This is a genomic window from Leuconostoc lactis (genome assembly GCF_007954625.1).
Classification (GTDB): domain Bacteria; phylum Bacillota; class Bacilli; order Lactobacillales; family Lactobacillaceae; genus Leuconostoc; species Leuconostoc lactis_A.
In genome coordinates, this window is the sequence record NZ_CP042420.1 from 235,215 (window position 1) to 259,659 (window position 24,445).

Sequence of the window (24,445 nt, forward strand, 5' to 3'; positions counted from 1 at the left end):
GATTATTCTCCTTCGCCATCCAAAATTGCGGGCACCTTAATCAAACCGGCTGCAGATTCTGGTGCATTATCTACCAAGGCTTGCTTTTGATGCCAATTATCAGCCACATCTTGGCGCAAATGATTGACATTTTCTGTCACGGAATAAGTTGGTTCAACATCTGTTGTATCCACTTCTCCCAGTGTGTCAAAAATATTTAAGATATCTCCCAATTGTGTTGTAAATTGTTCTAATTCAGCATCATCAAATGCTAATTTAGCCAAATTAGCCACGTGAGCAACTTCTTCTTTTGAAATCGTTGTTTCAGACATTTACTTACTCCTTTAAACATGCGTCATGCTTTGCATTACGCTGCACAATCAACACTTCATATATACTTATTTATTCTACCATAACTCACGCTTTCCCTACGCTTGCATTTTAAGAATATAGGCGTATAATTAAATTTGTTGTATAAACAACATGACCAATCACTTTGTTTAACGTCTCACCGTCGTTTTACACAGTTATTGGCGACATTTTAGAAAGGTGGATATGATTATGGCCCTTACACAAGAACGTAAGAACGAAATCATCAAAGAATATGCTCGTCACGAAGGCGATACAGGTTCAGCTGAAGTACAAATCGCAGTTTTGACTGCTGATATTAACGAGTTGAATGCACACATGGCAGCTCACAAGCATGATTTCCACTCACAACGTGGTTTGATGAAGAAGATCGGTCGCCGTCGTAACTTACTACGTTACCTCCGCAACACTGATATTCAACGTTATCGTGAATTGATCCAACGCTTAGGTTTGCGTCGTTAATCTTTTTAGATTACATGAAAACCTCGTATCAAATTTAAGGAGAAAAGACATATGCCTGTTATTGAATCAGCAATTCAACGTGTTCGTCTTACGAAAAAGCAACACGATCGTAACGAACCACAAATCAGTGCTTACCGTACAGCTGTTAAGCGTTTTGAAAAAGCTGCTGCTGCCGGTCAAGACAATTTGGCAGAATTATACAAGACTGCTTCTTCTGCAATTGACCACGCCTACTCAAAGGGTTTGATCAAGAAGAACAAGGCTTCACGTGAAAAGTCACGTTTGGCAAAGTACGTCAAGTAATCAAAAAAACACCTTGGAAATTTTCCAAGGTGTTTTTTTATGCTGTTTTTAAGATAAATCGTTCAAATAACATTTCCGGATCTTGTGTGGTTGATTTTAATTTAATTTCGATCGCCACCATCCCCAGATAACCAGCGCGCAATGCCGGCAACGCATATTTTTTGAGCATGCCTTTAGCCAGTTTGACACGATAAGGATGCACACCTAGCGCCTTGCCAATATCTTGATCCGTGCCCGTCATCCCCGCAATCTGTAATAACAATCTAAACTGCCCCGTCAAAACGGCATTAATCCGCAGCGCTGGTTCACCATTCTGCAATAATTCTCGATAAATCGTCAACGCCTGTTTAACGCGTTGCGTCATCACAGCATCAACTAAATCAAATACCGTGGCTGTTAAGGTTTTGGGCACCAGCGCTGCGACAGCGTCTAATGAAATATGTTTATGATGGGTGGCATAAGCAACCAACTTAGGTAGCTCATTTTGCATGGCTGAATACTGGGCGTTCGTCCGAACTAAAAGTTCCTGCATAGCGTCCGCATCAATTTTATAAGCGCGTTGTTGTAATTGTTGCGTGATCGCTTGCCGGGCTTGATGTTCATTCAAAGCAGGCACATCAACCGTTTCTGCTGCCTGTAAAATAGCCTTGGTCACTTTTTTGCGTTTATCTATCTTTAAATCATTGATAAAAAAGACCACAATATTTTCAGTCACTGGCTGTGCTAATAACTGTAGTAAGCTTTTTTGGTCGTGATCTGAAATTTTCCCTTTGGCCGTTAAAAATTCCGGATTTTGAACAGTAATCACCCGTCGATTACCGAAAAACGGCATCGACATTGCGTCATTAAGCAGTTCATCTACACCCTGAACGGCCAAATCAAATTGACTATAATTCATCTCGACATCTTCTGGCTGAATGAGCGCTTTAAACGCACTATGGGCACGTTGACTTAATGCCGGTTCGTCACCGATGACAACATAAAAATTGGCTAAAGCATCATTTTGTATTTGTTGTTGTAATTGTTGCAGATTCATTTGGAAACTTAACCTCGAAACGCCCTTTTTCTCCGACATAACTGTATCTAATCATACCATTTGTTTGCGTGTTATAAATCGTTAGCCCGTTTTCTTGAATGGTTTTTAATGTTTCTAAATGCGGGTGATGATAACGATTTTCTCGTCCTGCAGAAATCAAGGCAACTTTCGGTTGCCAATGGCTAATAGCCACTGGATTAGTCGCTGTTTTTGAGCCATGATGGCCTAATTTTAGCATATCAACCCGCATATCAGGATATCGTGCGACAAGTTCGGCCTCGCCAGCTTGACCAAGATCACCAGCCGTTAAAATATTTTGACCACCAATCCGGCTAAATAACGCGATACTATCGTCATTTTCAGCATTCCCTTTGTGAAATGGATGTAAAATTTGACCTGGAAAATTTGATAACGATGTCCCAGCGGTAACTTCAACAACTTTAGCACGGCCTAGAAATGGTTGAATCTCTTGTTGAAAAGCGGTTTGTTGTGCCATACCAGCCGGTACTACCACGTATTTGACCACCATTTTTTCTAAAATCGCTTTGGCGTAGCCAATATGATCTAAATCATGATGAGTCAAGACTAAATAATCCACACGCCCAATACTTAAACTATGAAGATAGTTGACAATGACTGTTTCACCAACTGATCGTTGCCCTGACGCTTGTTGCCACGGTTGTTGTTGCCCAAATTGTGGCGCATCGCCCGTATCAATTAATGTCACCACCCGATTACCAGGTGTCCGGAGTAATGCGGCATCCCCTTGCCCAATATCAAACGTCGTGAATTCACCACGCAGCAGATACTTCATACTCATGATGCCTATCACCAAAAAAACAGCCCACGCCCCGCGCGCGACATAGGCTATTTTTTTATGTGTCACGAAACTGATGATAGCCAATATCAAGAGACAGATAATAAGCCACCACGGTAATTTCCCGATAATGAGTTGTCCAGGTAACTGCGCTAAACCATCTAACGTCCGTGCAAAAAACGCAATCACACCGTTCATACACCTAACGACCTCAACTAAAGGTTGTCCTAACCAGCCAATCAAGACACACGGCACAATCACAAGACTAAAAAGCGGAATAGCGGCCCAATTAGCCAATGTTTGTAGAAGGTGCCAGGTATATTGCTGTGGCGTAATTAACACAAAACTGACCATACTGAGCCACAAATTTGTTTGCCAAAAAGTTAACTGTCGCGTAAATAAGAGGCAAAAGGTCAACGCAAAAGAAAGCTGCCCGCCTAAAGTCAACAAAATGGCTGGTTGATAGAGGAGACTACCGAGTAAACTCATCGACCAGACGACTGGTTGCGCTAAGGCGCGGTAGCCAAACAAGCGGCTGAGACTAAAAAATCCCGCAATCACAGCACGCACCAATATGCCTGGTGCGCCCGCAAAAGCAAAGTACGCCAACAACACACCAGCCCCAAATACCGCTGTCAACTCTTGCGGACACCATAAACGACGTAACACGATTACTAATAGGGTCAAAAGATACGTCACTTGAAAACCAGATACACTAAAGAGATGAATCAGCCCCAATGTTTGTACGCCTGGATTTCGCTCATAAAGCGTTCGCGATGCTGTTCCCATAATCAACGCCTGGACATATTCGCCTAATGGCTGCGGTAAACGTTGAGCCGAAGCAATCCCTTGCGCGTGCCAACCGTGTAGTTGATCTACTAACTTTTGCCCGATTGATTGGGCTGTGGACTGGGTTAAGGTACACTGTGATAATGTTATTTGATGCGTAATATGCTGCGTCGCATAAAAGTCTTGCGCATCAAATTGATTAAAATTGGTTGCGGGCATCAAACGTTTCATTGCTCCTTGACCAGTAATATGAACCGGTTGCCGGATAGCTAGCCAGCGCTGTTGCGCTTGCTCAGATTTGACCTGATAGAAAAAAATAACGGTTTCGCCACTTTCATCAAGTTGACATTGCCCACGTACCGTTGCCCCATTAACCGTTATGTCATCTGGTAAAATCCGACCAGAAATGTGTGTCATGGCTGACGTCTCTTTGTTGGCTTGCTGTCTTAACATCTGCGCATCCCACATGAAATAACACAAAAAAGGCAGCCCAATACCGATAAATAACCCAAGCCGGTACACACTGGCATGCCGCCAGAATACGATCATGGCGAACAGACACAAAGTCATCGTCATGGCACTAAAACGATAAACACAACCACTCATCGCTGCAATATTGAGACTAACAATCAGAAAATCGCGGTTTTTCATCAGACTGTTAAGCTGTCCTTTAACGTCTCAAAACGTTTTTCTCCAATTCCAGAAACTGCCTTTAAGTCTGAAATTTGTTTAAAACCACCATTTGCTTCACGATAGGCAATAATTTGTTCAGCTTTCTTTTCACCAATACCTTCTAGCGTTTGGAGTTCAGCCACTGTGGCCGTGTTTAAATTAACCTTATCTTTTTGTGCTTGCGATGATGCTGTAGTAGGCTCACTTAAACGTTCCCCTTTTGTGGGAATATAAACCATTTGACCATCAGTTAACTTTTGTGCCAGATTGATCGTTAGTATTTCTGCTTGATCAGTCAAGCCACCAGCTTTAGCCACTGCTGCTTGTAGTCGTGGCTGTTGACTGACATCATAAACACCTGGCTGCTTTACCGTACCTTTAATATCAATTAATATTTTGGTCTCAGTATGTTCAACACGATTAACCTGTTTTTGATCAGCCTGTTTCTGATCAGCTGCATGGTTTGACACATGACTTGGCATTGTCTTACCTGCTGAGTCGTGACCAGCCGGCAACCGGCTGGCAAAAAACAACAGTAGGCCGCCTACAATGATCAAGATAAGCAGTAACCAGCGTTTCCCGTGGCTTAAAATAACCTTCACTTGTTCAAATTGTTCTAACATGCCACGCCCCCTGATACATCATACGATGTATCATTTGAAAGCACTAAAAAACACCTAACCGAAGTTAGGTGTTAGTTTGGCATGTAAGATTCGCTCTTACGGGCGACTACTGGTGGTGACACCAATAGCAAAGTCGCGTCACCTCAGTGCAAGCACTGTTAGTCATGGTGAGAAAATGGGGTTCCACAACCACCATTAACACCTGCATCTATCCGAGATTTGTGATTTAACACAGCAGGCCGCCTTCGGCGCTAATTTTTCAAGCGCTTCGACTCATCGCATATAATTATCATACCAGAGTATCAACGTGATGTCAACACTTTTTTCAAAAAAACTCAAAAATTTTCAACACAAATAACCTGTTATAATACCTTTATGATTAAATTGACGAAACTTGAAAAGCACATCATTATGACACAAGCAAACCCAACACATCACAGCTTGTCAGATATTTTAGTCCCCGACTTTGCCGGTGATACCAAACACGCACTGGCCCAATATGTAATTGATACCTATGATTTAGGTCATTTTGATGGTGTCAAAAATACGAGTGCACCACATATGCTAGATTTTACTTGTCGCTCAGAAAACCAGCAATTAATACGGATTACTGGTCGCATTACTTACCAGGCTTAATCCTCAGTAACTTCTGCCTCTTCAGCAGCTTGCTGTTCAACAATCACTTGCAGTTGTGCCGTAAACCATTGGGCGATTTTACTTTTCACACTATCGGGATCATCTTGATAAGCTGCCACCGAACTCGCCAAAGCAATTTTTAATTGTGACTGGCTCACCAGCGGATTTTCCACAATCATATAAAGATTCACGTCATTATCTGGTTTCTCTGGCCAGATTAGCTTTTTGAGCTGATTTGTATAGCGTTGGGGTAAGTTAATGACATTCGTTTCTAACGTTAAAGTCGTCCCACCCGCGGCAATACCGCCATTGATTGTGAGGGCTAAATGGATAAAGTTTGGATCAGCAATATGCGTATCGAGGGCATCAAATAGCGCATCTAACGCAATATCGTCCTGATCTGGCTGTGCCATAACCAAGGTGAATACTTGTGATTCGGTAATATTTTCTAATGCCCGTTCACCGGTGATTTCCATATTTTTGCTCCCAAAATTTTAATACTCATATCTTAACATAAAAAACGTCCTGGCTTGTGTCACCACAATTCTCCAGGACGTTTTTGTGTGATCACAGCTCACTTATGTGGCATGCGATCCCAGAAATCAGCTTTATTGACTTGGCGTGACCGTGCAATGCCCATAGCATGGGTCGGTACATCTGTTGTAATCGTTGAGCCAGCAGCCGTGATTGCTTCATCAGCAATTGTCACAGGCGCCACCAACTTCGTATTTGAACCAATAAAGGCCCGATCACCAACTGTGGTGTTAAACTTGTTCACCCCATCATAGTTCACAAAAATGGTACCAGCACCAATGTTAACGGATTCACCAACATCGGCATTCCCGATATAAGTGAGATGGCCTGCCTTAGTGTTGGCTGCTAGTTTGGCTTGTTTAACTTCCACGAAGTTACCCACGTGAACCGCATCACCTAGTTCAGCCTTTGGTCGTAGGTGAGCATAAGGTCCGATTGTCGTACGATCTGCCAAAACGGCCGATTCAATATGTGACGCTGTAATCACATTGTCATCACCAATTTGACTATCTTCAATCCGTGAACCTTGGGTAATCACATTATTTTGACCAATCGTCGTGTGCCCTAAAATCGTCACCCCACCTTCAACAATTGTATCTGCCCCGATGGTGACGTCAGCATCAATATAGGTGTTAGCAGGATCAATTAACTCAACACCTGCCACCATTAAGCGATGGTTAATTCGTTCATGCATCACCCGATTGGCAACAGCTAAGGCCACACGATCGTTAACACCCAGTGATTCCGTGAAATCATGCAACGTGTGCGCACCGATTTGGTGACCAGATTGGCGCAAAATATCCAACGTGTCCGGCAAGTAATATTCTCCTTGCGCGTTGTTATTTTTCACTTGTGATAACGCTTCAAACAGCAACTGATTATCAAACACATAAACGCCTGTATTAATTTCTTGAATACGACGTTCTGTGACACTGGCATCTTTTTGCTCAACAATCTTTAAAACTGTGTCGTCATCCGCACGCACAATACGCCCATAGCCAGTCGGATCATCGGCAATGGCGGTCAGCACGGTCACAGCATTTTTAGAGTTTTGGTGCGTTTGAACAAATTCAGCCAACGTTTCTGGTCGAAACATTGGTGTATCACCTGACATAATCAAGGTCACGCCATGATTATCGCCAAGCTTTGCTTGTGCTTGCTGCACCGCATGTCCTGTACCAAGTTGTTCTGTTTGCAGGACAAAATCACTGCGATCACCAACATGTGCCTGAACACTCTCTGCACCCACACCAATTACTGTAATTGGCTTACTTTGCGTTAACGGTGCCACCGCATCTAGGACCCAATCAATCATCGTCTTTCCGGCTACCCGATGCAATACTTTCGGTGTGGTTGACCGCATCCGTGAGCCGTGACCGGCTGCCAAAACTAATACATTTACATCATCATTCATGAAAAATTAAGCCTCGTGTTTATATATCTCTTCTAAGTAGTTACCAGCAGTCACCAAAATTGGTGCCCCGTTCTTCAGGTTCGTATCCACATGCAACAATGATGTGAAGCGATCCAACAACCGTGTTGCTGAACGACCTTCAGCAAAGACCGCCGTTCCAACGACAGTCCCGTCAAACTCACTGACCAACGTCTGCATCCCTTGAATCGTGCCGCCTGCCTTCATGAAGTCATCCACAATCAGCACCCGTGAACCCGTCCGTAATGAACGCCGCGACAATTCCATCTTTTCGACACGCTTAGATGAACCCGTCAAATAGTTCACTGACACAGTTGGCCCTTCGGTTACTTTCGCATCATCACGCACAATCACAAACGGCACATTGAGTTGTTCAGCGACCGCCTGAGCTAACGGCACACCCTTAGTTGCAGCAGTCATAACAGCATCAATATTTTCGCGTAAGTATTGCGTTGCAATTAAACGACCGGCTTGTCTTAAGATATCTGGCCGACCCAACAAATCAGACAAATAGACATAGCCACCTGGTAAAACACGCGTTTCATCATCAACATCTTGCCGAATTTGTTCAATAAATTCCTTGGCTTCCTCTTCCGTCATATAAGGGACAAAACGTGCCCCGCCAGCTGCACCAGGAACAGTTTCTAGTAAGCCAGTGCCCCGTTCTTGGAACGTCCGCTTGATAATTGAAAGATCCTCAGAAATGGAAGATTTTGCTGAATCATAACGTTTGGCAAAATAAGACAAAGAAATTAATGTCCGTGGGCGTTCAAGCATGTAACGTGCCATGTCAACCAGTCGATCAGAGCGGCGTGTTTTCATAATATATCGTTGTGCTAAAACAAACTTAGCACATATTCTCCTTTATTAATATTTAACAATAATTATAACATCAAAAACGATCCAATGTTCGGTATTTAGGCATTCTTTTTGAATTGCCACACCGAGGTCAAATAAATGATGACCTCAATCATGGCAATAAAGAAGCTCGTCGGCAAGTTGGTGAGATACGCCAACGTCAAACCAGCCCAAGTCCCAAACAACGCAAACACAATCGCCAGTCCCATCAAGCGTACCGTCGTTGTCACATAATACTTGGCACTCGCGGCTGGTAGCGTGACCAAAACAAAAATCAAAAGTGACCCAACGAGTTGTGATGAAATGCTGACAGACAGCGCAATCGTAATCAGAAAAATATAACGGACTGCTTTTTGACGACGGGTTTGCAAAAACATACCCGCTTCGTCAAAAGCGAGTTGCCGTAAGGCGCGATAATTAAACAATAACACCACGATGACAAAAACAGCCAACGCCAGCAACAACCATAAATCTTGCCGACTAATACCTAGCACTGAGCCAAATAAAATACCTGTCGCGGCCGTTGTACTCGTATGACCTAAGGCTAAAAAGAGAATCCCTAAACCAATGGCTAATGCCGATATGGCACTCGTGACATTATCGCGCTTCGTGTACCCGGACTCCAAGGCCCCAATAGCCAGCGAAGAAACGCTAGTTGCTGCCATCATCCCCAACAGGGCTGGCCAACCAACAAATAAACCAAAAGCCGCACCCGCAAAGGCAATTTCACTTAAACTATGCGTGAGAAAGGCATAATTTCGCGCCACGACAAACGTGCCAACGATCCCAGCAACAATACTAACGACTGTGCCAGCCATAAACGCATTTTGCATAAAATCATAATTGAACATCATGTACCTCATTTTCTTCATGCACGTGCGCTTCATGCATATGCGTCATTTGTTTCGTCAAGGCTTGCAAGGCTACTTTATCGCCCTGCGTCACCCGCCCATTTTCAAACAACAGATAGCCATCAGCAAATTGTGAAATCAACTTCAATTCATGCGTAATAAATAGAATGGTCAATTGCTGCTCTTTTTGTAACTGTTGCACGGTTTTAAGCAATTGTACCTTGTGTTCGTGATCCAAACTCGCAGTTGACTCATCAAGGATTAATAAATCAGGTTGTTGCACTAAAGCTTGCGCCACAAAGGCACGTTGCTTTTGACCACCGGAAACCAACCCCAACCGTTGGTCAGCAATTGCCAACAAATCCATCCGTGACAGCGCTGCCTGAATGGCTTGTTTTTCTTGGGTATTCCACCACAAACGCCAGCCACGATTAAAGGTCAAACCAACAAATTCGGAAATTTGCAAGGGATAGTCACGGGTAATATCTCGAAACTGTGGCACAAAGCCAATCCGCTTCGCTTGTCGTGATAATTGCCCAACAGTTTGGACATTTTGACCAATGAGCGCTTTCACAAAACTTGTCTTGCCCGCACCATTTTCACCCAAAATCGCCAAAAAACGGCCTGTCGGAATGTCGATATTTGCGTCTGAAAAAATAACTTTTTCACCATAACGCACGCCAAAATCTTTTGTTTCAATGATGCCCATTATTTTCCACCCTCTACTGGTTTTAGTGCTGCTTGTAATTGATTCACAAAATTCAGTTGCCAATCCCACACTTTTTCACCCGCTGGCAAAACTTGATTAAAAGTGATAATTGGTACCTGATATTGCGTCGCCAACTGCATCACCCGCTGATCATGGTCGGATTGATCTTGACTGGCGGTCAACACAAAGCGAATGGTGTGGTCCTGCATTTTTTTAGCTAACGTATCAAAATCAGCAGCCGTGGCAGATGCTAAATCTTGCTGTACTGGCTGATAACCAAGTTGGGTCATAAAGACCTGCTGTGCGTGATTTGTGGCTAAATACTGAACATTTTTTTCAGCCTGTAAACGCGCAATCCCATCGGCTAACGGTTGTGTTTGTGCCAATAACTGCTGACTTTGTCGAATATAAAAATCCCGATTTTGTGGATCCAAATCACTTAAAAGATCCGACAGGCGGGAAATTGTTTGCAAAATCACTTGGGGACTCAACCAGTAATTGTTAGCATCTGGTCCTTGAAAACTATCACTAGCGACTAAAATTTTAGAACGTAAATGTAATTTCTGCCGTTGTGTGAGTAGCGGGCTAGCATGATTATCGGTCAAGACAACTTCTGTACCCTTAAATTGTTTTAGTTGTTGCGGTGTCGCCAACTTACCGTCTAAAACGGTGACACGACCATCATCTGCGACAATCGCTTTAGCCAGCTGTTGGTAGGCAATCCGATCGGTAGCAATCTGAACTGGGCTATGTTTTGGTCCTGATGACGGTACCGTCATTTTTAAAATTATTAAACAGATCCCTAATGGAATCAACAGGAAGGTCAAAATGGCATAAAATGCTTGTTTGTTCATCGTAATATTTTCTCATCACTACAAAAAAAGCCCATACGGGCATTTTGTTTAATCGGCAAATGTAATGTTAATGTTATTGGTTAAGATGTCGGTATAACTATAGGATGCACGTTCAAAATTCGCATCCTCATCTAATTCCACGATAAACAGTGATGGAAAAGTCGACCGTAATACACCACTACGTTCAGTGATTTTCTTACGGCCAGCTTGAGCCACAACCGTCACTTCTTCTCCGACATGGGCATCAAGCTCAGTTTTGATGTCTTGTAAACTACTTGGCATTTTTATACCACCTTTCGTGAAAAACTTAACTCATTTTAGCACAAAACACGCGCAATTGCAAATTATACTGTATATTACATGGTAATAATCGAAAAAATATACGTTTATTGGGTTAACCCAACGGCGCGCAAAGCCAAATACAACTGCGTAAATTGGGTCAAATCAAGTCGTTCTGCACGAATAGATGGCGCAATATCAGTTGCTGCAAGGGCCGCTGTTATTTTTTCTTTTGTTTCAGCGTCTTTCCCGTAAGTTTGGATCATATTGTTCCACAGGCTCTTACGACGGTGTGAGAAGCTTCCTTTGATGACACCGAAAAGCCGTTCGGGCTGATCGACGACGATTTCTGGTGTATGTGGTGTGAGCTTCACAACGGCTGAATCGACATTTGGTGATGGGTTAAATGATGTTGCCGGTACATTAATAGCTAGTGTTGCTTGGGCAAAATAAGCGACCGTCAAAGTCAACACACCATATGCTTTTGTCCCAACCGCTGCATTTAAGCGATCAGCGACTTCGCGTTGCATCATCACGACAATATTATCCCACGCAATATTAGACCGCAGTAACTGCATCAAAATTGGTGTGGTGATGTAATAAGGCAAGTTGGCGACAACTTTCACCCGCGCCCCGACACCAAATTCAGTCGCAATCATTTGTGCAAGATCGACTTTTAAAATATCTTGTTCGACGACTGTCACATTATCATAGGGTTGCAACGTTTCCGCTAATACCGCCACCATTTGTGGGTCAATTTCAAACGCCAAAACGCGTTTGGCACGACGAGCAAGTTGTTCTGTCAATGCCCCAATTCCTGGGCCGATTTCAATCACATAATCATCTGCTGTAATTTCAGCAGTATCAACGATACCATGTAATACCGATAAATCCGTTAAAAAATTCTGTCCAAACTTTTTCTTAGCGTGTAGCCCATATTGTGTCAAAATCGCTTGGGTACGGGTTGGGTTTGCAATATCAATTGTCTCTGCCATGTTCTTGTGTCCTTTGTAGTGCTGCGCGTATTTGGTCTTGTGTAATGCCAAATTGATGCAAGCGTTTCATGAGTTGTTTACCGTTAGTATAGCCAATATGCAGGGCCTCACCAAGTATTTGCCGCTGTAACCGTGCCTGCGGACCGCTTAATAAACCGTGTTGTAACAGAAAATGTTGATCCACATCACTGGTTTGCGCCACTTTCGGTGTCATCACTTGTGCCAAAACGGCACGTAACACTGCCGGTTCGGCATGTTCGACCCCAAGCGACTTATGCGGATTATCTTTCGCAGCTCGAGCTGCAGCTTGTGTAATATAAGCCTGCTTAGCGTCAGGGACATGTGCCGACATGATTTGTCGAATTCGTTGCCCATTATAATCCGGATCGGTCAAAATAATGACACCACGGGTTTTAGCAGCGTGTTTAGCACGCATGATGGCGTCGGGTGTCACGGCACTGCCACCAGTTTCAATGGTGTCAGCAATCACTGCCCGAGCCAAATTTTGTGTATCGGACCGCCCCTCAACCACAATCATTTCATTGATTTTTGGTTTGTCAGTCATGATTTAAAAAAAGACGATGCGCATTGGTACGCGTAATTTCGGTCAATTCTTTAGGCGTCATATCAAGCGTTTCCGCTAATGAATCCAAGACATACTTCACGAAAGCAGGTTCGTTATCCTTACCTCGGAATGGGGTTGGCGCCAAATAAGGCGCATCTGTTTCAACAAGCAATCGTTCAAGCGGTACCGCTTTGGCCGCTTCGCGCACTTCTTCCGCTTTTTTAAAGGTCACAACACCACTAAATGAGATATGCATCCCCAAGTCAACAAACGCCAAAGCTTGTTCAGGCGTGCCAGAAAAACTATGCATCACACCTTTTGTCACGCCGCTAGCCTTCAACATGGCATACACGTCATCAAACGCATCACGGTTGTGGATAATAACAGGTAAATCATACTTTTTTGCCAAGGCAAGGTGCGTTTCAAATGCTTGCTTTTGGACATCGTGGGGTGCCGTTTCCCAATAATAGTCTAGGCCAGTTTCCCCAACACCAACCACCTTGTCTGCTTGCAATTGCGCTTCAAGCGTTTGGGCTGCTGCTGCATCAAAATCAACCGTATCTTCCGGTTGGAAACCTAATACAGCATAAATATTATCATGGGCTTGTGCAATTTCTAAGGCACGCGCGTTGCCCACTGCATCATAACCCACAATGTTCATTTCCATGACCCGGAATTCGTTGGCGCGGCCAATATAAGCTGGCACATCGTGAAACAACTTATCGTCATTGAGATGCGTATGTGTATCGTAACTGTCAGCCGGCGTTTTGGTTAAATCATAAATTGCCATTTTTTATTTGGACATCGTCCTGAAAGGATAACATCCTTTCCTCCATTCTTTTGTCGTCTCGTCATCATGACCCAATAATTGTTTTTAAGAAAAAAAGCCGCCAAGCGACTTTTAACGATCTAATCGACCTTGGGTGTATCAGTTGGCGCAAAATGCTTTAACAGCCCGTTAACAAACTTACGGTCATCTTCGTCAGCAAATGTTTTAGCCAAAATTAACGCTTCATCAATCGCTACCTTATAGGGTACCAGTTGATTGTTTAATTCATAAATGGCCAAGCGCAAAATCACAAGATCAGCTTTATTAATGCGATTAATTGCCCAACCGGTAGCCAAATGTGCCGTAATATGCGCATCAAGATCGGCTTTTGAACCCAAGACACCGTTAACAAGGCGTGGTAAATAATCATCGTAGTCCTTACCATCTAAAACGATCTCGTAAAGACTGTCAATGCTATTACTCGTAGGATCTTTTTCAAGGGCAAACAGCACCTGAAAAGCTGCTTGACGTGACTCATGTCGTGATAAATTCGCCATTAATCGGCCACCTCAGTTGTTTCTGTTTCACCAAATAGATTATCTGGATCAAATTGATTGGATACTTTTTCTGGGACAATCCCACTCACGTGGACATTCGTTTGCACAACGTTTAAGTCTGTCATTGATGTGATTTGAGATTGAATGGCATTTTGAATGTCAAGCGCAACCTTCGGCACAGCCACACCATATTGCAAAAACACATAGGCATCGATCATCAAACCGTCTTCAGTTTGTGTTAATTCAACACCCTTACCACGTGCATTTGAACCAAAGGCGTTCGTAAAGTGATCTGACAACTTACCACGCATTGAATAAACACCTGGCACTTCTTGCGTTGCAATTTGTGCAATCACTTCAATGACTTCTGGCGTCACTTGTGTTGTCCCCGCAACAGTATGTTGCGTTGCTAAAATAATATTCTTTGTAGCTTGCTTGCTACGCTTAATTTCTCTGGCCATGATGTCATCCTCGAAAATATTTTTTAAAATAAAAAGTTCCCCTAGGGAACTTTTTATCTGTGTTCCCTACAACACGCAGCCACTGGATAACATGACAACAATTGTGCCGTGTTAGCACCGTCAGCTTGTGTTAGTTCACACTTTGTAATTAGGCACGGCCCTTATATGAACCGTCTTCAGTATTAACAATGATTGTTTCACCTTCGTTAATAAAGTCAGGCACAGTAATTGTTGCCCCAGTTTCAACTGTTGCTGGCTTACCTGAACCAGTTGCTGTCGCACCCTTGATGCCTGGTTGTGTTTCCGTCACCTTCAAAGCAACTGTTGATGGCAATTCAGCACCCAAAATTTCGTTACCAAACATTGTGATCTTAACTTCCATACCTTCAAGCAAGAACTTCAAAGCAGCTTCGATCTTGTCATCTGGCAAGTTAATTTGTTCGTAAGTTTCAACATCCATGAAGACACGACCATTGTTTTCAGCAAACAAGTAAGACATTGGACGTGTTGTGATATCAGCTTGTTCGAACTTATCACCAGGACGGAAAGTCACTTCGTTCACGGCACCTGTACGCAAGTTCTTCAACTTTGAGCGGACAAATGCGCCACCCTTTCCTGGCTTAACGTGTTGGAAATCCAAAACGCGCCAAATTGAGTTTGAATACTCAATTGTCAAACCATTCTTTAAATCATTCATGCCAATTGCCATGATCAATATCCTCTTTTATAAATAATTTAGTTTATTATACCAGAAAACCGTCTATGATGCAGTCTTCATACAAAACAAAATTTTACCACAATTATCGTGATTCCTCAATGTTTTTCCCATTGAGTGCCGGTTTCATAATTAAATCATCAAATCGATGAATGTCTTTTAACAAGTCACGTGATTCTTCGAGACCAAATGCTTCAATCCACGCCTTACCACGAGCCCGTACGCGCTTGGTAATTTCTGCCTCGATACGCTGCCCTTCTGGCGTTAAGGATAAGAGGATCCGCCGCCGATCTTTTTCATCTGGCGTTTGGACAACAAAACCCAACGTCAAAATCGGCTTCAATTGGCGGCCAACGGCGCCTTTTGTCACATCACGTTCTGCGGCAATTTCTGTTAATGTCAGTGGCGTTTCGCTGCGCGCAATTGATGCCATAATCAACCACTGCTCAAAAGACAACCCGTATTCACGCATTGGCTGTGAGAGCATTGTTTCCATGTGTTTTAGCGATGACATGTAAACCCGAATAAAATCGGCTAACATTGTATATTCTGGCATATGATCTCCCTTGTTTCATACCTTTAAATGGTACCAAGATAGCGCAACGCATCGTCAACACTGTTGTATAACCGCACCGCCGCTAAATCCGTTGGTACAGCAAAATCAGCCGTCACACTATCTGCGATCCAATCCCACAAATGGTCATAGTAACCATTCACATTTAATAGTACGAGTGGTTTGTGATGTAAGCCAATTCTTGCCCAACTCAACACTTGCGCTAATTCTTCAAGTGTGCCAAATCCACCCGGTAAAACAATAAACGCATCAGCAAGTGACATCAGTAATTCTTTCCGTTCAGACATTGTCTCAACGGTTATCAACTGTGTAATGTCAGCAGCCGGTATCGTTTCTTCTGCTAAGTTACGTGGCGACACACCAATAACTTGGCCGCCATGTGCCATCACGGCACGAGCCGTAACACCCATCAGGCCGTCTCGCCCACCTCCGTAAACGAGTGTGAGCTGTTGTTGGGCGAGTGCTTCTCCCAACGTCGCTGCAATTGTTGTAAATTCTGGATCTGCGCCAAGTTGCGATCCCATAAAAACTGTAATCGATTTGACTGACATTTCTTTGTTCCCCTACATCAATTTAACAATGATAATGGGAATAATCAAGTAATAAGGCCGACAACATTCCCGTTTTCGCATGCTATGTGGTACACTATAATATAGGTTTTCGTTCGTGACAAATTAAAAAATTAACGATATTTTGGAGGCATTATGATTTACAAAGTTTATTACCAGGAACATCCTGAACGCAATCCCAAGCGTGAAACAACCCTTTCACTCTACTTGTCGGCAGAAAGCTTGCCACAAGCACGGGAAATTATTGAAGACAACACCAACTACAACGTTGAATTTATCGAAGAACTTTCAGATAAGGCATTGACTTACGAAAAAGCTAACCCAAACTTCGAAATCACAACATTCTAAACTATGACATATTCTGTAGATATTAAACCAAACGAAGTCGGCGTTTATGCGCTAGGCGGTTTAGGCGAGATCGGTAAGAATACGTATGGTATTGAGTATCAAGATGAAATCATCGTTGTTGACGCGGGTATTAAGTTCCCCGAAGATGAACTACTTGGTATCGATTACGTTATTCCCGACTATACTTATTTAGTCGATAATATCGATCGCGTGAAAGCACTGGTTATCACCCACGGACACGAAGACCATATCGGTGCAATCGCCTACTTTTTACAAGCTGTTAACGTCCCAGTTTACGCTGGTCCACTGGCAATGGCTTTAATTAAGAACAAGCTCGAAGAAAAACAACTCCTCAACCGCGTCGAACTACACGAAATTACGGATGGGTCAGTCCTTGAATTTGATAAATTAAGTGTCGAATTCTTCCGGACAACCCACTCAATTCCTGATGTATTCGGTGTTGCGGTGCACACACCAGTCGGGACAATTGTTGAAACCGGTGATTTCAAGTTCGATCTCACCCCAACAACAAAGCAGCCACCTAACCTGTGGTCAATGGCCCGTCTTGGGGAAAAAGGCGTCTTACTCATGATGAGTGATTCAACCAACGCTGAACGTCCTGAATGGACGAAGTCAGAAGCTTGGGTTGCCAAATCCGTTAACCGTATTTTTGACAAAATTACGAAGGGTCGTATCATTTTTGCGACCTTCGCTTCAAATATGAACCGTGTCCGTATGGCAACTGATGCGGCAATTGCCCATGGGCGTAAGATTGCTGTCTTTGGTCGTTCAATGGAATCAGCTGTTAACAATGGTCGTGCTTTAGGGTACTTAAACATTCCTGATGACATGCTGGTTGAGCAATCTGAGATTAAGCATATTCCTGATGAAGAACTGTTGATTTTATCAACCGGTTCACAAGGTGAACCTATGGCCGCTTTGGCTCGCATTGCTGAAGGCACGCACAAGCAAATTCGCTTGAAGCCAAACGACAACGTTATTTTCTCATCATCCCCTATTCCGGGTAACACCGCTTCGGTCAATGAAGTGATTAATAAGCTGGAAGAAGGCGGTGCCAATGTTATTTATGGTAAGGTCAACAACATTCATACTTCTGGTCACGGTGGCCAAGAAGAAGAAAAGTTGATGTTAGCCCTCATGAAGCCAAAGTTCTTCATGCCCGTGCACGGGGAATATCGCATGTTGAAAGTTCATGCCTCATTGGCACACGAACTAGATATCCCCGAAGATCATACCTTTATTTTGGAAAACGGTGATGTCTTAGCGCTTGATGGTGAAAATGCCCGGATTGCGGGTCATTTTCCTGGCGAAGATACTTACATTGATGGTTCAGGTATCGGTGATATCGGATCAGTTGTCCTTCATGATCGCCAAAAGCTCTCACAAGATGGTTTGGTCGTGGTCACGGCTACTATCGATTTGAAGAAAAAAGAAATTCTTTCTGGCCCAGATATTTTGTCACGCGGCTTTGTTTACATGCGTGAGTCTGGTGATTTAATTAATGAAGGCCGTCGGATTATTTTTGGCACGATGCGTCGTGTGATGAATAACGCTAATGCAACTGAAGCTGATATTCGTCAAGCAGTCATTGATGACTTATCACGTTTCTTGTATCGTGAAACAGCACGTAAGCCAATGATTTTACCAATGTTGATTATGGTCTAATGACAAAAACACCCCCTGTGGGTGTTTTTTTGTTGCCTTGACGCAATAAATACCGAACATTATTTTCTTTTATTCAGAGGTCAACGTATAAAACTTGACATTAACATTTTTAAACCGTGCCCAATATGCTAGAATAGTAGAAGTACAATATGAAGGAGCCATCATGACACAACGAAAAATCCCTACGATTATGGGTACGCAACACCCCGATAATGCGAATGCACCTTTCTGGGATGCATCCCAACAACCTTTTATCAGCGCCTATCGCGAAATGAACGAAGCTTTTGAAAATTTCAGTGAATTAAATGTTGATGAATACATGTGGGATTGGGAAGGTAAGCACGCCGATGCTGCCGTCATTGATCGCCTATTTAGCACCGAATATGATTACTTTAAGAACCAACAAATTGGTCGTGATAAATTCTTAACATTCCGCTTCCCAAATATCTGGGAAGAAAAAGGCTATAACTTGATGCAGGCAATGACTGCCATCTTAAGCTCAGAAGACTTCGCACATGATTTAGGCTTTGAACAACGGCCACTATTTGAAGCCATTTTGCCAATGGCACAACGCGCTGATCAATTGCTGAAGATGCAGGTTTTGTTTGAAAAGCTAGCCAACTTTAAGTCAGTTGAGTTTACTCGTTCAGATAAAAATACCCCTTATATTGAAATTATTCCCCTATTTGAAGACTTCGATACCCAACTTCACGCACCAGAAATTTTGAAAGAATATCTCAAGTTGCATGAAGAACATTTTGGATTCCGACCAAAATATATGCGTGTGTTCCTTGCCGGATCTGATTCAGCGTTGACGGCTGGGTTCATGAGCTCAATTACGGGTAACAAGCTGGCAATTGCCCGCTTACATGAATTTGCCCGTGAAGAAAACATTGAAATTTATCCAATTTCTGGGACTGGCTCAGCAATTTTCCGTGGCGGTTTGTCACCACACCGTATTGACCGTTATGTCAAAGAATTCCCTGGTGTCCGTACAGCAACCGTTCAGTCTGCTTTCCGCTACGATTTCCCAATTGCTGATGTCCAACAAGCGATTGCTGAATTAAAAGAAAAGTTGCCGACGGCTGAACCATTACAGATTTCAGCCGCCGACCAAAAAGTCTTAGCCGAAGTGGCCGAAGAATCAGCTGAATTCTATGCCCATACATTAGATCAACTGGTGCCTGATATGCAACCAATTTTCAAGGCCTTCCCTAAGCGTCGTGATCGCCGCCAACACGTTGGTGTCTTAGGCTACTCACGTTCTGTTGACGGTATCGAATTACCCCGTGCCATCAACTTTACCGGTGCCTTTTATTCAATCGGTGTGCCACCAGAATTCATCGGCTTCGGTCGGGCCCTTGAAAACTTAAACGCTGATCATCTGTCAGCGTTTGTCCGGAATTACCCAAGTATGAAGGACGATTTCCGTGAACTCGCTCGCTTTGTTAATCTCGATGCGCTCGCAATCTTGAAGACACAAAGCCCCGCTTGGGCAGATGTTGAACGCGACATTATGATTGTCAAAGATATTTTTGATCTTGAGATTGGTCCTAAAACCCGTGAAGAACAACAACATGCAGAAATCGCTTTGCAAGTTGTTCAAATTAAAGAAGGGGCGCCAATTGCCATTACAGCTTTAATTAACCGTATGGCGCAACTCCGCCACTTCTTAGGATAATGACCACACATAGCCCTTCAGGGCTTTTTTGTTACAATAAAACTAGTTTTTATCGAAAGAATAACTATCATGCCAAACTTTTACGTGATTCACAATCCTCAGGCTGGTAACCAAGCACATGGCGATATTATCAGTCAAATTAAACAACTACGCCCCATCGCACGCTGGTACGACACCCAATATGCTGGCCATGCGGTCAAATTGGCAAAAAACATTGCTAGCACGGTCACAGACCCTGAAGCGGTTGTTTTAGCAATCGGTGGTGATGGCACCCTAAACGAGGTGTTAAACGGCTTAATACAAGCCCAACGGCCACACCCCATCCCCTTAGCCTATATTCCGCTTGGGTCGGGTAATGACTTTGCCCGAGCAGCCCACTTAGGAACAGCCAGTGAGGCGCTGCACCATCTTAAACAGACAACCCAAGCACAGCAACTGAATGTTGGGCGCATGACAGATGACGGTCTTTATCACACAACGCGGTATTTCATTAACAATCTGGGGATTGGGTTTGATGCGTTAGTGGTCGATCACACCAACCAATCACCTTGGAAAAAACGGCTTAACCGTTTGGGCTTAGGAAAATTTAGTTACCTGGCTACAACTTTAGCCGCTTTTTTCCAACAACAAGCTTTCCAAATGACTGTCATGACTGGCGATCAGTATCAGCAATTTACCCAAGCTTTTCTGGTCACCATTACCAACCAGCCCTTTTTTGGTGGTGGGATTGCCCTACTCCCAACGGCTGACTTAACCCAAGAGCGGCTCGACCTCGTCATCGCCAAAAAAATGTCATTTTTCCAGTTTCTAAAATTATTTATGGCCTTAAAAAAGGATGGCAGCCATCTCGATAATTCAAACGTGACAACGATTCCACTCCAACATGGCACACAAATTTACGTCCGTGACATGCAACCTGGCCAAGTTGACGGTGAAACTTTGCAACCTAGTACTTTTGGCCTGACCATTGATTATCAGTCCTATCCATTTTGGCTCTAAAAAAGCGTTATCTCTATTAAAAATAGAGATAACGCTTTTTATCTTAATTAAATCGTCCTAGACGTTCCGCTTGGTTTGTCACACTGACAATTAATTTCCGCGATATCAAATGTTCACTGGCTTGAATGACCAAATCTTCTTGGTAAATAATGGCCGCAATGGCACTGACAACAGTTGGGACAATACTGTTCGCGTGACCATGCATGAAGGCATTTTTCATCGCTTCAGTATAGTTATGGCTGTTTAATAACGACCAAATAATCGCTTCCAATGTGTTGGCACTGCGACCATCTAACACGATATTGCCGACCGGAATATTGGCAAAGTCCGGTAAATTAAGTTCTTCAAATGCATTTAATTCTGATTCAAACACCTTATGGCGAGAATAATATTCAAAGCCAAAGGCCAAGCCATTTTCCACCGCATCTCGAATGGGCTGTTTTTCAAGAATCTGGCTCACAATTAGGCTTAACATACCCACACTCACCAAGGCGCCTTCCGCATTATGCGTTAGGCCCGCAATACGATGCAAGGTTAACATGGCTGATTCATCATTAATAAACGACACACCGTATTCATGATGTAAATATAACGCAACCGGTAACATTCGGACTAAAATATCTTCACTATCCGCCACGTCTTCTAAAATACCAGAAGCCAAAGTGTCCCGATTTTTACTGTAATTATCCATCGCCTTTTTGGTGACGACATCAATGCGTTGACGTGTTCTTTCGGGTGCAAATTGGCGCTTTTTATACCAATTTTGGAAATGATTCATCACATCAGTTAACTGGTAGCCACGTGACAAACTCGCAACGGTCGTCAATGACAAACTCGTGTGTGACCCCCAGCGCAGCTCTTGTTTAAACTGTGTTGGATCAGACAGTAATGCGCCTTGTTCACTGTTTGATAGCAGGGTCATACTTTCACCAACCGCGATACCAAACATTAAAAATTGAATTGTTGCTTGCTTTTTAGCCATACCTTATTCTAACATATTCAAAATACCAGCATTTACATCAATGCTTTAATCTTGTCGACTTGATCCAATGCTTCCCAAGGTAAATCAATATCTGTTCGGCCAAAGTGACCAAACGCAGCTGTTTGCTTGTAAATTGGGCGACGGAGATCTAAATGATTGATGATCGCCAAAGGTCGGAAATCAAAGAGTTGTGCCGTAATGTCACGAATCTTGTCTTCATCAATTTTAGCTGTGCCAAAGGTTTCAATGTTTAATGACACGGGTTGTGCCACACCAATTGCGTAAGCAACTTGCAATTCTAACTTATCAGCGACACCAGCAGCTACTAGATTTTTAGCCACATAACGCGCAAAATAAGCAGCTGAGCGATCGACCTTGGTCGCATCCTTACCAGAAAATGCGCCACCACCATGATGGGCCGCCCCACCATAAGTATCAACAATAATCTTACGACCTGTCAAACCAGAATCTGCTTGTGGGCCACCAAGAACGAAACGGCCAGATGGGTTAATATAGTAAACCGTTTCATCGTCGACCAAATCTTGTGGCAAAACAGCATCAATGACTAACCGACGGACATCTTCTCGTAGTTGGTCCAAAGTAACTGTCTCATCGTGTTGTGTTGACAAAACGACTGCTGCAATCCGCGTCACTTGGTTGTTATCATCAAGTTCCACACTGACTTCAGCCTTAGCATCTGGGCGCAAGTAACTTAACGTGCCAGCTTCACGGACATCACGAATTTGACGCATTAAACGGTGTGATAAGGCCAAAGTCAACGGTAAATAACTATCCGTTTCGTTGGTGGCATACCCAAAGACCATGCCTTGATCCCCAGCCCCTAATTGTTCTGGATCATCATCGGCGCTGTCAACCGCTTGGGCGATATCACCTGATTGTTCCACGATGCGGTTAGAAACGTTCACGGAATCTGCGGTAAAGCCAAGTTCCGCTTGGTTATACCCAATTTCACGAATGGTATCCATCGCGATTTGGCGCACATTCACGTAAGCAGATGTTGATAATTCGCCGAAAATTGAGACGTCGCCTGTTGATGTTGTCACTTCGACGGCTGAGCGCGCATAAGGATCTTGCGCTAAAACAGCATCCAAAATCGCATCGGCAATTTGATCGGCAATCTTATCGGGATGCCCAGCTGAAACGGATTCTGAGGTAAAATACTTTGTCATGATAAACATGACCTCCTTCGATTTTCAAAATAAAAAGCTACACGGTCGCAAATTAAAAGCGCCTCCCAACGGATAAGTCGGAACGCGCTAACGTGACGACTATCTGTACAGATGGACCACCATGACGAAATATGCTGCCATATTTTGCCGGTTGGTGCAGGGTCAAAGTGCTGTATCACTCGCCTGCTCTTGATAGCTGTTTAAATTGTATCTCCAGCATAACAAAATCACCACTAGATTGCAAATTCTTGTGCCCAAAACGCTACGCAGGTCCACCAAATTAAGGTACAATAACAATATGACTTATCCAAATCACTTACAATCACATCAATTACCAAACGGCCGTCCCATGCCCAAACGTATCACGACCGATCCTCGTGAGCGTCGCGCCTATGAAACCTTTCACCCAGTGAATTTTTTAGATTGGCGCCAATGGGTCCCACTCGTTGTCATTATTTTGAGCTTAAATCTTATCTGGTGGCGTCAACCACTCCTACATACCAAGACGTTAACTGAAGCAACCGTCACTTGGCAATTAATTCCACTATTTGGCTACACCCTGACCTTAGCCATTGGGATCACGCTCCTGATTACCCAAAATTTACGTAGTTTGCTCAGTTATGCCTTCCTAGGGGTGAGCATTTTACTGACCTTTAGCTCCCTCATTCAAACACGACACGAGATTTTCTTGTTGTTACTCCTACTTAGCGGATTCTTTATCATCCTACAGCAGCAGTGGTTAGGGTTACAAAATTGGTTAGGCTTAGTGCTTTTAAGTGTTTTAGCAACCTATACCGTCCCTGTCACCATCTTTTACATTTCAAACGGCTTTATGACGCATCGTTACCTCAACCAACTGCTGCCAATGCTTTTTGGCTTTGGCTTCTTCTTTACCCCCATCATGATGCCCAATCCTGATGGTCGGAAATTAAGCATTCTGACCCTTGGCCTCTTTTTGGTCACAGTTTTTAGCCACGCGATTGGCATCGGCACGATTTTTGTCATCCTCTTTAGCTTACTGGCTTTTATTTTACAATTTGTCAAAGCTAAAATTGGTAGCTGGCAACCGATGGGGTATGTCTTGATGTTTGCTTTATCCCTACTTCTCATCTATCATTAAAAAAACGTGATGGTTCACACCATCACGTTTT

The 24,445-nt window shown here is 43.4% G+C and carries 29 protein-coding genes and 1 riboswitch; of the genes, 8 read left to right on the forward strand and 21 right to left on the reverse strand.

The genetic code is table 11. The features are described from left to right. Positions 1 to 2: 2 nt before the first annotated feature. Positions 3 to 311, reverse strand: a complete 309-nt coding sequence (gatC, locus tag FGL80_RS01095) for an Asp-tRNA(Asn)/Glu-tRNA(Gln) amidotransferase subunit GatC (RefSeq protein ID WP_010000132.1) — start codon at positions 309 to 311, stop codon at positions 3 to 5. Between the two features lie 229 nt (positions 312 to 540). Between gatC and rpsO the strand changes: the two genes are divergently transcribed. After that, complete coding sequence (rpsO, locus tag FGL80_RS01100) at positions 541 to 810, forward strand: 30S ribosomal protein S15 (protein ID WP_010000131.1); 270 nt, start codon at positions 541 to 543, stop codon at positions 808 to 810. A gap of 51 nt (positions 811 to 861) precedes the next feature. Further along, positions 862 to 1,113: a 30S ribosomal protein S20 gene (rpsT, locus tag FGL80_RS01105; RefSeq protein ID WP_010000129.1), complete on the forward strand. Its 252-nt coding sequence runs from the start codon at positions 862 to 864 to the stop codon at positions 1,111 to 1,113. A 37-nt stretch (positions 1,114 to 1,150) separates the two neighbouring features. On the opposite strand, the gene holA is transcribed toward rpsT, so the two are convergent. From holA to FGL80_RS01120, 3 genes are read right to left on the reverse strand one after another with little or no spacing between them, the layout of a single operon-like run. Beyond that, complete coding sequence (holA, locus tag FGL80_RS01110) at positions 1,151 to 2,149, reverse strand: DNA polymerase III subunit delta (protein WP_147001722.1); 999 nt, start codon at positions 2,147 to 2,149, stop codon at positions 1,151 to 1,153. Then, positions 2,112 to 4,406 (reverse strand): DNA internalization-related competence protein ComEC/Rec2, encoded by a 2,295-nt coding sequence (locus FGL80_RS01115; RefSeq protein ID WP_147001723.1) that lies wholly within the window; start codon positions 4,404 to 4,406, stop codon positions 2,112 to 2,114. Before FGL80_RS01115 ends, holA begins: the two co-directional genes overlap by 38 nt. Beyond that, positions 4,406 to 5,050 carry a helix-hairpin-helix domain-containing protein gene (locus tag FGL80_RS01120; RefSeq protein WP_244297940.1) on the reverse strand — a complete coding sequence of 215 codons (645 nt, stop codon included), beginning with the start codon at positions 5,048 to 5,050 and terminating at the stop codon, positions 4,406 to 4,408. The genes FGL80_RS01115 and FGL80_RS01120 overlap by 1 nt, the downstream gene beginning before the upstream one ends. Before the next feature lie 411 nt (positions 5,051 to 5,461). On the opposite strand from FGL80_RS01120, the gene FGL80_RS01125 reads away from it, so the two are divergent. Next, positions 5,462 to 5,686 carry a hypothetical protein gene (locus FGL80_RS01125; protein ID WP_308584213.1) on the forward strand — a complete coding sequence of 75 codons (225 nt, stop codon included), beginning with the start codon at positions 5,462 to 5,464 and terminating at the stop codon, positions 5,684 to 5,686. On the opposite strand, the gene FGL80_RS01130 is transcribed toward FGL80_RS01125, so the two are convergent. The 15 genes from FGL80_RS01130 to FGL80_RS01200 form a co-directional block, all read right to left on the reverse strand. Further along, complete coding sequence (locus FGL80_RS01130) at positions 5,683 to 6,162, reverse strand: hypothetical protein (protein WP_147001724.1); 480 nt, start codon at positions 6,160 to 6,162, stop codon at positions 5,683 to 5,685. The two genes, FGL80_RS01125 and FGL80_RS01130, sit on opposite strands and share 4 nt — an antisense overlap. Before the next feature lie 98 nt (positions 6,163 to 6,260). Beyond that, the gene (glmU, locus tag FGL80_RS01135) at positions 6,261 to 7,634 is read right to left on the reverse strand and encodes a bifunctional UDP-N-acetylglucosamine diphosphorylase/glucosamine-1-phosphate N-acetyltransferase GlmU (RefSeq protein WP_147001725.1); all 1,374 of its coding nucleotides are present in this window, start codon (positions 7,632 to 7,634) and stop codon (positions 6,261 to 6,263) included. A 6-nt stretch (positions 7,635 to 7,640) separates the two neighbouring features. Then, entirely contained in the window at positions 7,641 to 8,474 is an 834-nt protein-coding gene (gene purR, locus FGL80_RS01140) for a pur operon repressor (protein WP_029509603.1), read from the reverse strand. 95 nt (positions 8,475 to 8,569) lie between these two features. After that, positions 8,570 to 9,361, reverse strand: coding sequence for a metal ABC transporter permease (locus FGL80_RS01145; RefSeq protein ID WP_055307478.1), 792 nt, complete (start codon positions 9,359 to 9,361; stop codon positions 8,570 to 8,572). Beyond that, complete coding sequence (locus FGL80_RS01150) at positions 9,348 to 10,070, reverse strand: ATP-binding cassette domain-containing protein (RefSeq protein ID WP_147001726.1); 723 nt, start codon at positions 10,068 to 10,070, stop codon at positions 9,348 to 9,350. The genes FGL80_RS01145 and FGL80_RS01150 overlap by 14 nt, the downstream gene beginning before the upstream one ends. Then, positions 10,070 to 10,924, reverse strand: coding sequence for a metal ABC transporter solute-binding protein, Zn/Mn family (locus FGL80_RS01155; protein WP_147001727.1), 855 nt, complete (start codon positions 10,922 to 10,924; stop codon positions 10,070 to 10,072). Before FGL80_RS01155 ends, FGL80_RS01150 begins: the two co-directional genes overlap by 1 nt. Before the next feature lie 48 nt (positions 10,925 to 10,972). Beyond that, on the reverse strand, positions 10,973 to 11,206 hold the full coding sequence (locus tag FGL80_RS01160) for a Veg family protein (protein ID WP_010000116.1): 234 nt from the start codon (positions 11,204 to 11,206) through the stop codon (positions 10,973 to 10,975). Positions 11,207 to 11,310: 104 nt separating this feature from the next. After that, complete coding sequence (rsmA, locus tag FGL80_RS01165; RefSeq protein WP_147001728.1) at positions 11,311 to 12,198, reverse strand: 16S rRNA (adenine(1518)-N(6)/adenine(1519)-N(6))-dimethyltransferase RsmA; 888 nt, start codon at positions 12,196 to 12,198, stop codon at positions 11,311 to 11,313. Next, positions 12,182 to 12,763, reverse strand: a complete 582-nt coding sequence (gene rnmV, locus FGL80_RS01170; RefSeq protein ID WP_147001729.1) for a ribonuclease M5 — start codon at positions 12,761 to 12,763, stop codon at positions 12,182 to 12,184. The genes rsmA and rnmV overlap by 17 nt, the downstream gene beginning before the upstream one ends. After that, positions 12,756 to 13,553: a TatD family hydrolase gene (locus FGL80_RS01175; RefSeq protein ID WP_055307474.1), complete on the reverse strand. Its 798-nt coding sequence runs from the start codon at positions 13,551 to 13,553 to the stop codon at positions 12,756 to 12,758. The genes rnmV and FGL80_RS01175 overlap by 8 nt, the downstream gene beginning before the upstream one ends. Positions 13,554 to 13,672: 119 nt before the next feature. After that, a complete protein-coding gene (nusB, locus tag FGL80_RS01180) occupies positions 13,673 to 14,089 on the reverse strand; it encodes a transcription antitermination factor NusB (RefSeq protein ID WP_010000112.1) in 417 nt (138 codons plus the stop codon). Beyond that, positions 14,089 to 14,550: an Asp23/Gls24 family envelope stress response protein gene (locus tag FGL80_RS01185; protein ID WP_010000110.1), complete on the reverse strand. Its 462-nt coding sequence runs from the start codon at positions 14,548 to 14,550 to the stop codon at positions 14,089 to 14,091. The genes nusB and FGL80_RS01185 overlap by 1 nt, the downstream gene beginning before the upstream one ends. A gap of 148 nt (positions 14,551 to 14,698) precedes the next feature. Then, positions 14,699 to 15,259: an elongation factor P gene (gene efp / locus FGL80_RS01190; protein ID WP_010000108.1), complete on the reverse strand. Its 561-nt coding sequence runs from the start codon at positions 15,257 to 15,259 to the stop codon at positions 14,699 to 14,701. 91 nt (positions 15,260 to 15,350) lie between these two features. After that, positions 15,351 to 15,821, reverse strand: coding sequence for a MarR family winged helix-turn-helix transcriptional regulator (locus tag FGL80_RS01195; RefSeq protein ID WP_055307472.1), 471 nt, complete (start codon positions 15,819 to 15,821; stop codon positions 15,351 to 15,353). 23 nt (positions 15,822 to 15,844) lie between these two features. Further along, the gene (locus FGL80_RS01200) at positions 15,845 to 16,390 is read right to left on the reverse strand and encodes an LOG family protein (RefSeq protein WP_010000106.1); all 546 of its coding nucleotides are present in this window, start codon (positions 16,388 to 16,390) and stop codon (positions 15,845 to 15,847) included. A 153-nt stretch (positions 16,391 to 16,543) separates the two neighbouring features. On the opposite strand from FGL80_RS01200, the gene FGL80_RS01205 reads away from it, so the two are divergent. From FGL80_RS01205 to FGL80_RS01220, 4 genes are all read left to right on the forward strand, one after another. Next, positions 16,544 to 16,756 (forward strand): DNA-directed RNA polymerase subunit epsilon, encoded by a 213-nt coding sequence (locus FGL80_RS01205; protein ID WP_010000105.1) that lies wholly within the window; start codon positions 16,544 to 16,546, stop codon positions 16,754 to 16,756. Between the two features lie 3 nt (positions 16,757 to 16,759). Beyond that, positions 16,760 to 18,442, forward strand: a complete 1,683-nt coding sequence (gene rnjA, locus FGL80_RS01210) for a ribonuclease J1 (RefSeq protein WP_147001730.1) — start codon at positions 16,760 to 16,762, stop codon at positions 18,440 to 18,442. Between the two features lie 163 nt (positions 18,443 to 18,605). Beyond that, positions 18,606 to 20,123: a phosphoenolpyruvate carboxylase gene (ppcA, locus tag FGL80_RS01215; RefSeq protein ID WP_147001731.1), complete on the forward strand. Its 1,518-nt coding sequence runs from the start codon at positions 18,606 to 18,608 to the stop codon at positions 20,121 to 20,123. 69 nt (positions 20,124 to 20,192) lie between these two features. Beyond that, positions 20,193 to 21,122: a diacylglycerol/lipid kinase family protein gene (locus FGL80_RS01220; RefSeq protein WP_147001732.1), complete on the forward strand. Its 930-nt coding sequence runs from the start codon at positions 20,193 to 20,195 to the stop codon at positions 21,120 to 21,122. 43 nt (positions 21,123 to 21,165) lie between these two features. Here FGL80_RS01220 and FGL80_RS01225 read toward each other — a convergent pair whose 3' ends face one another. After that, positions 21,166 to 22,104: an ADP-ribosylglycohydrolase family protein gene (locus tag FGL80_RS01225; RefSeq protein WP_147001733.1), complete on the reverse strand. Its 939-nt coding sequence runs from the start codon at positions 22,102 to 22,104 to the stop codon at positions 21,166 to 21,168. A gap of 32 nt (positions 22,105 to 22,136) precedes the next feature. After that, positions 22,137 to 23,294 carry a methionine adenosyltransferase gene (gene metK, locus FGL80_RS01230; RefSeq protein ID WP_010000098.1) on the reverse strand — a complete coding sequence of 386 codons (1,158 nt, stop codon included), beginning with the start codon at positions 23,292 to 23,294 and terminating at the stop codon, positions 22,137 to 22,139. A 96-nt stretch (positions 23,295 to 23,390) separates the two neighbouring features. Next, positions 23,391 to 23,493, reverse strand: a riboswitch (SAM riboswitch). Positions 23,494 to 23,592: 99 nt separating this feature from the next. Here metK and FGL80_RS01235 point away from each other — a divergent pair. Continuing rightward, a complete protein-coding gene (locus tag FGL80_RS01235) occupies positions 23,593 to 24,414 on the forward strand; it encodes a hypothetical protein (protein WP_147001734.1) in 822 nt (273 codons plus the stop codon). The last annotated feature ends 31 nt before the right edge of the window (positions 24,415 to 24,445 follow it).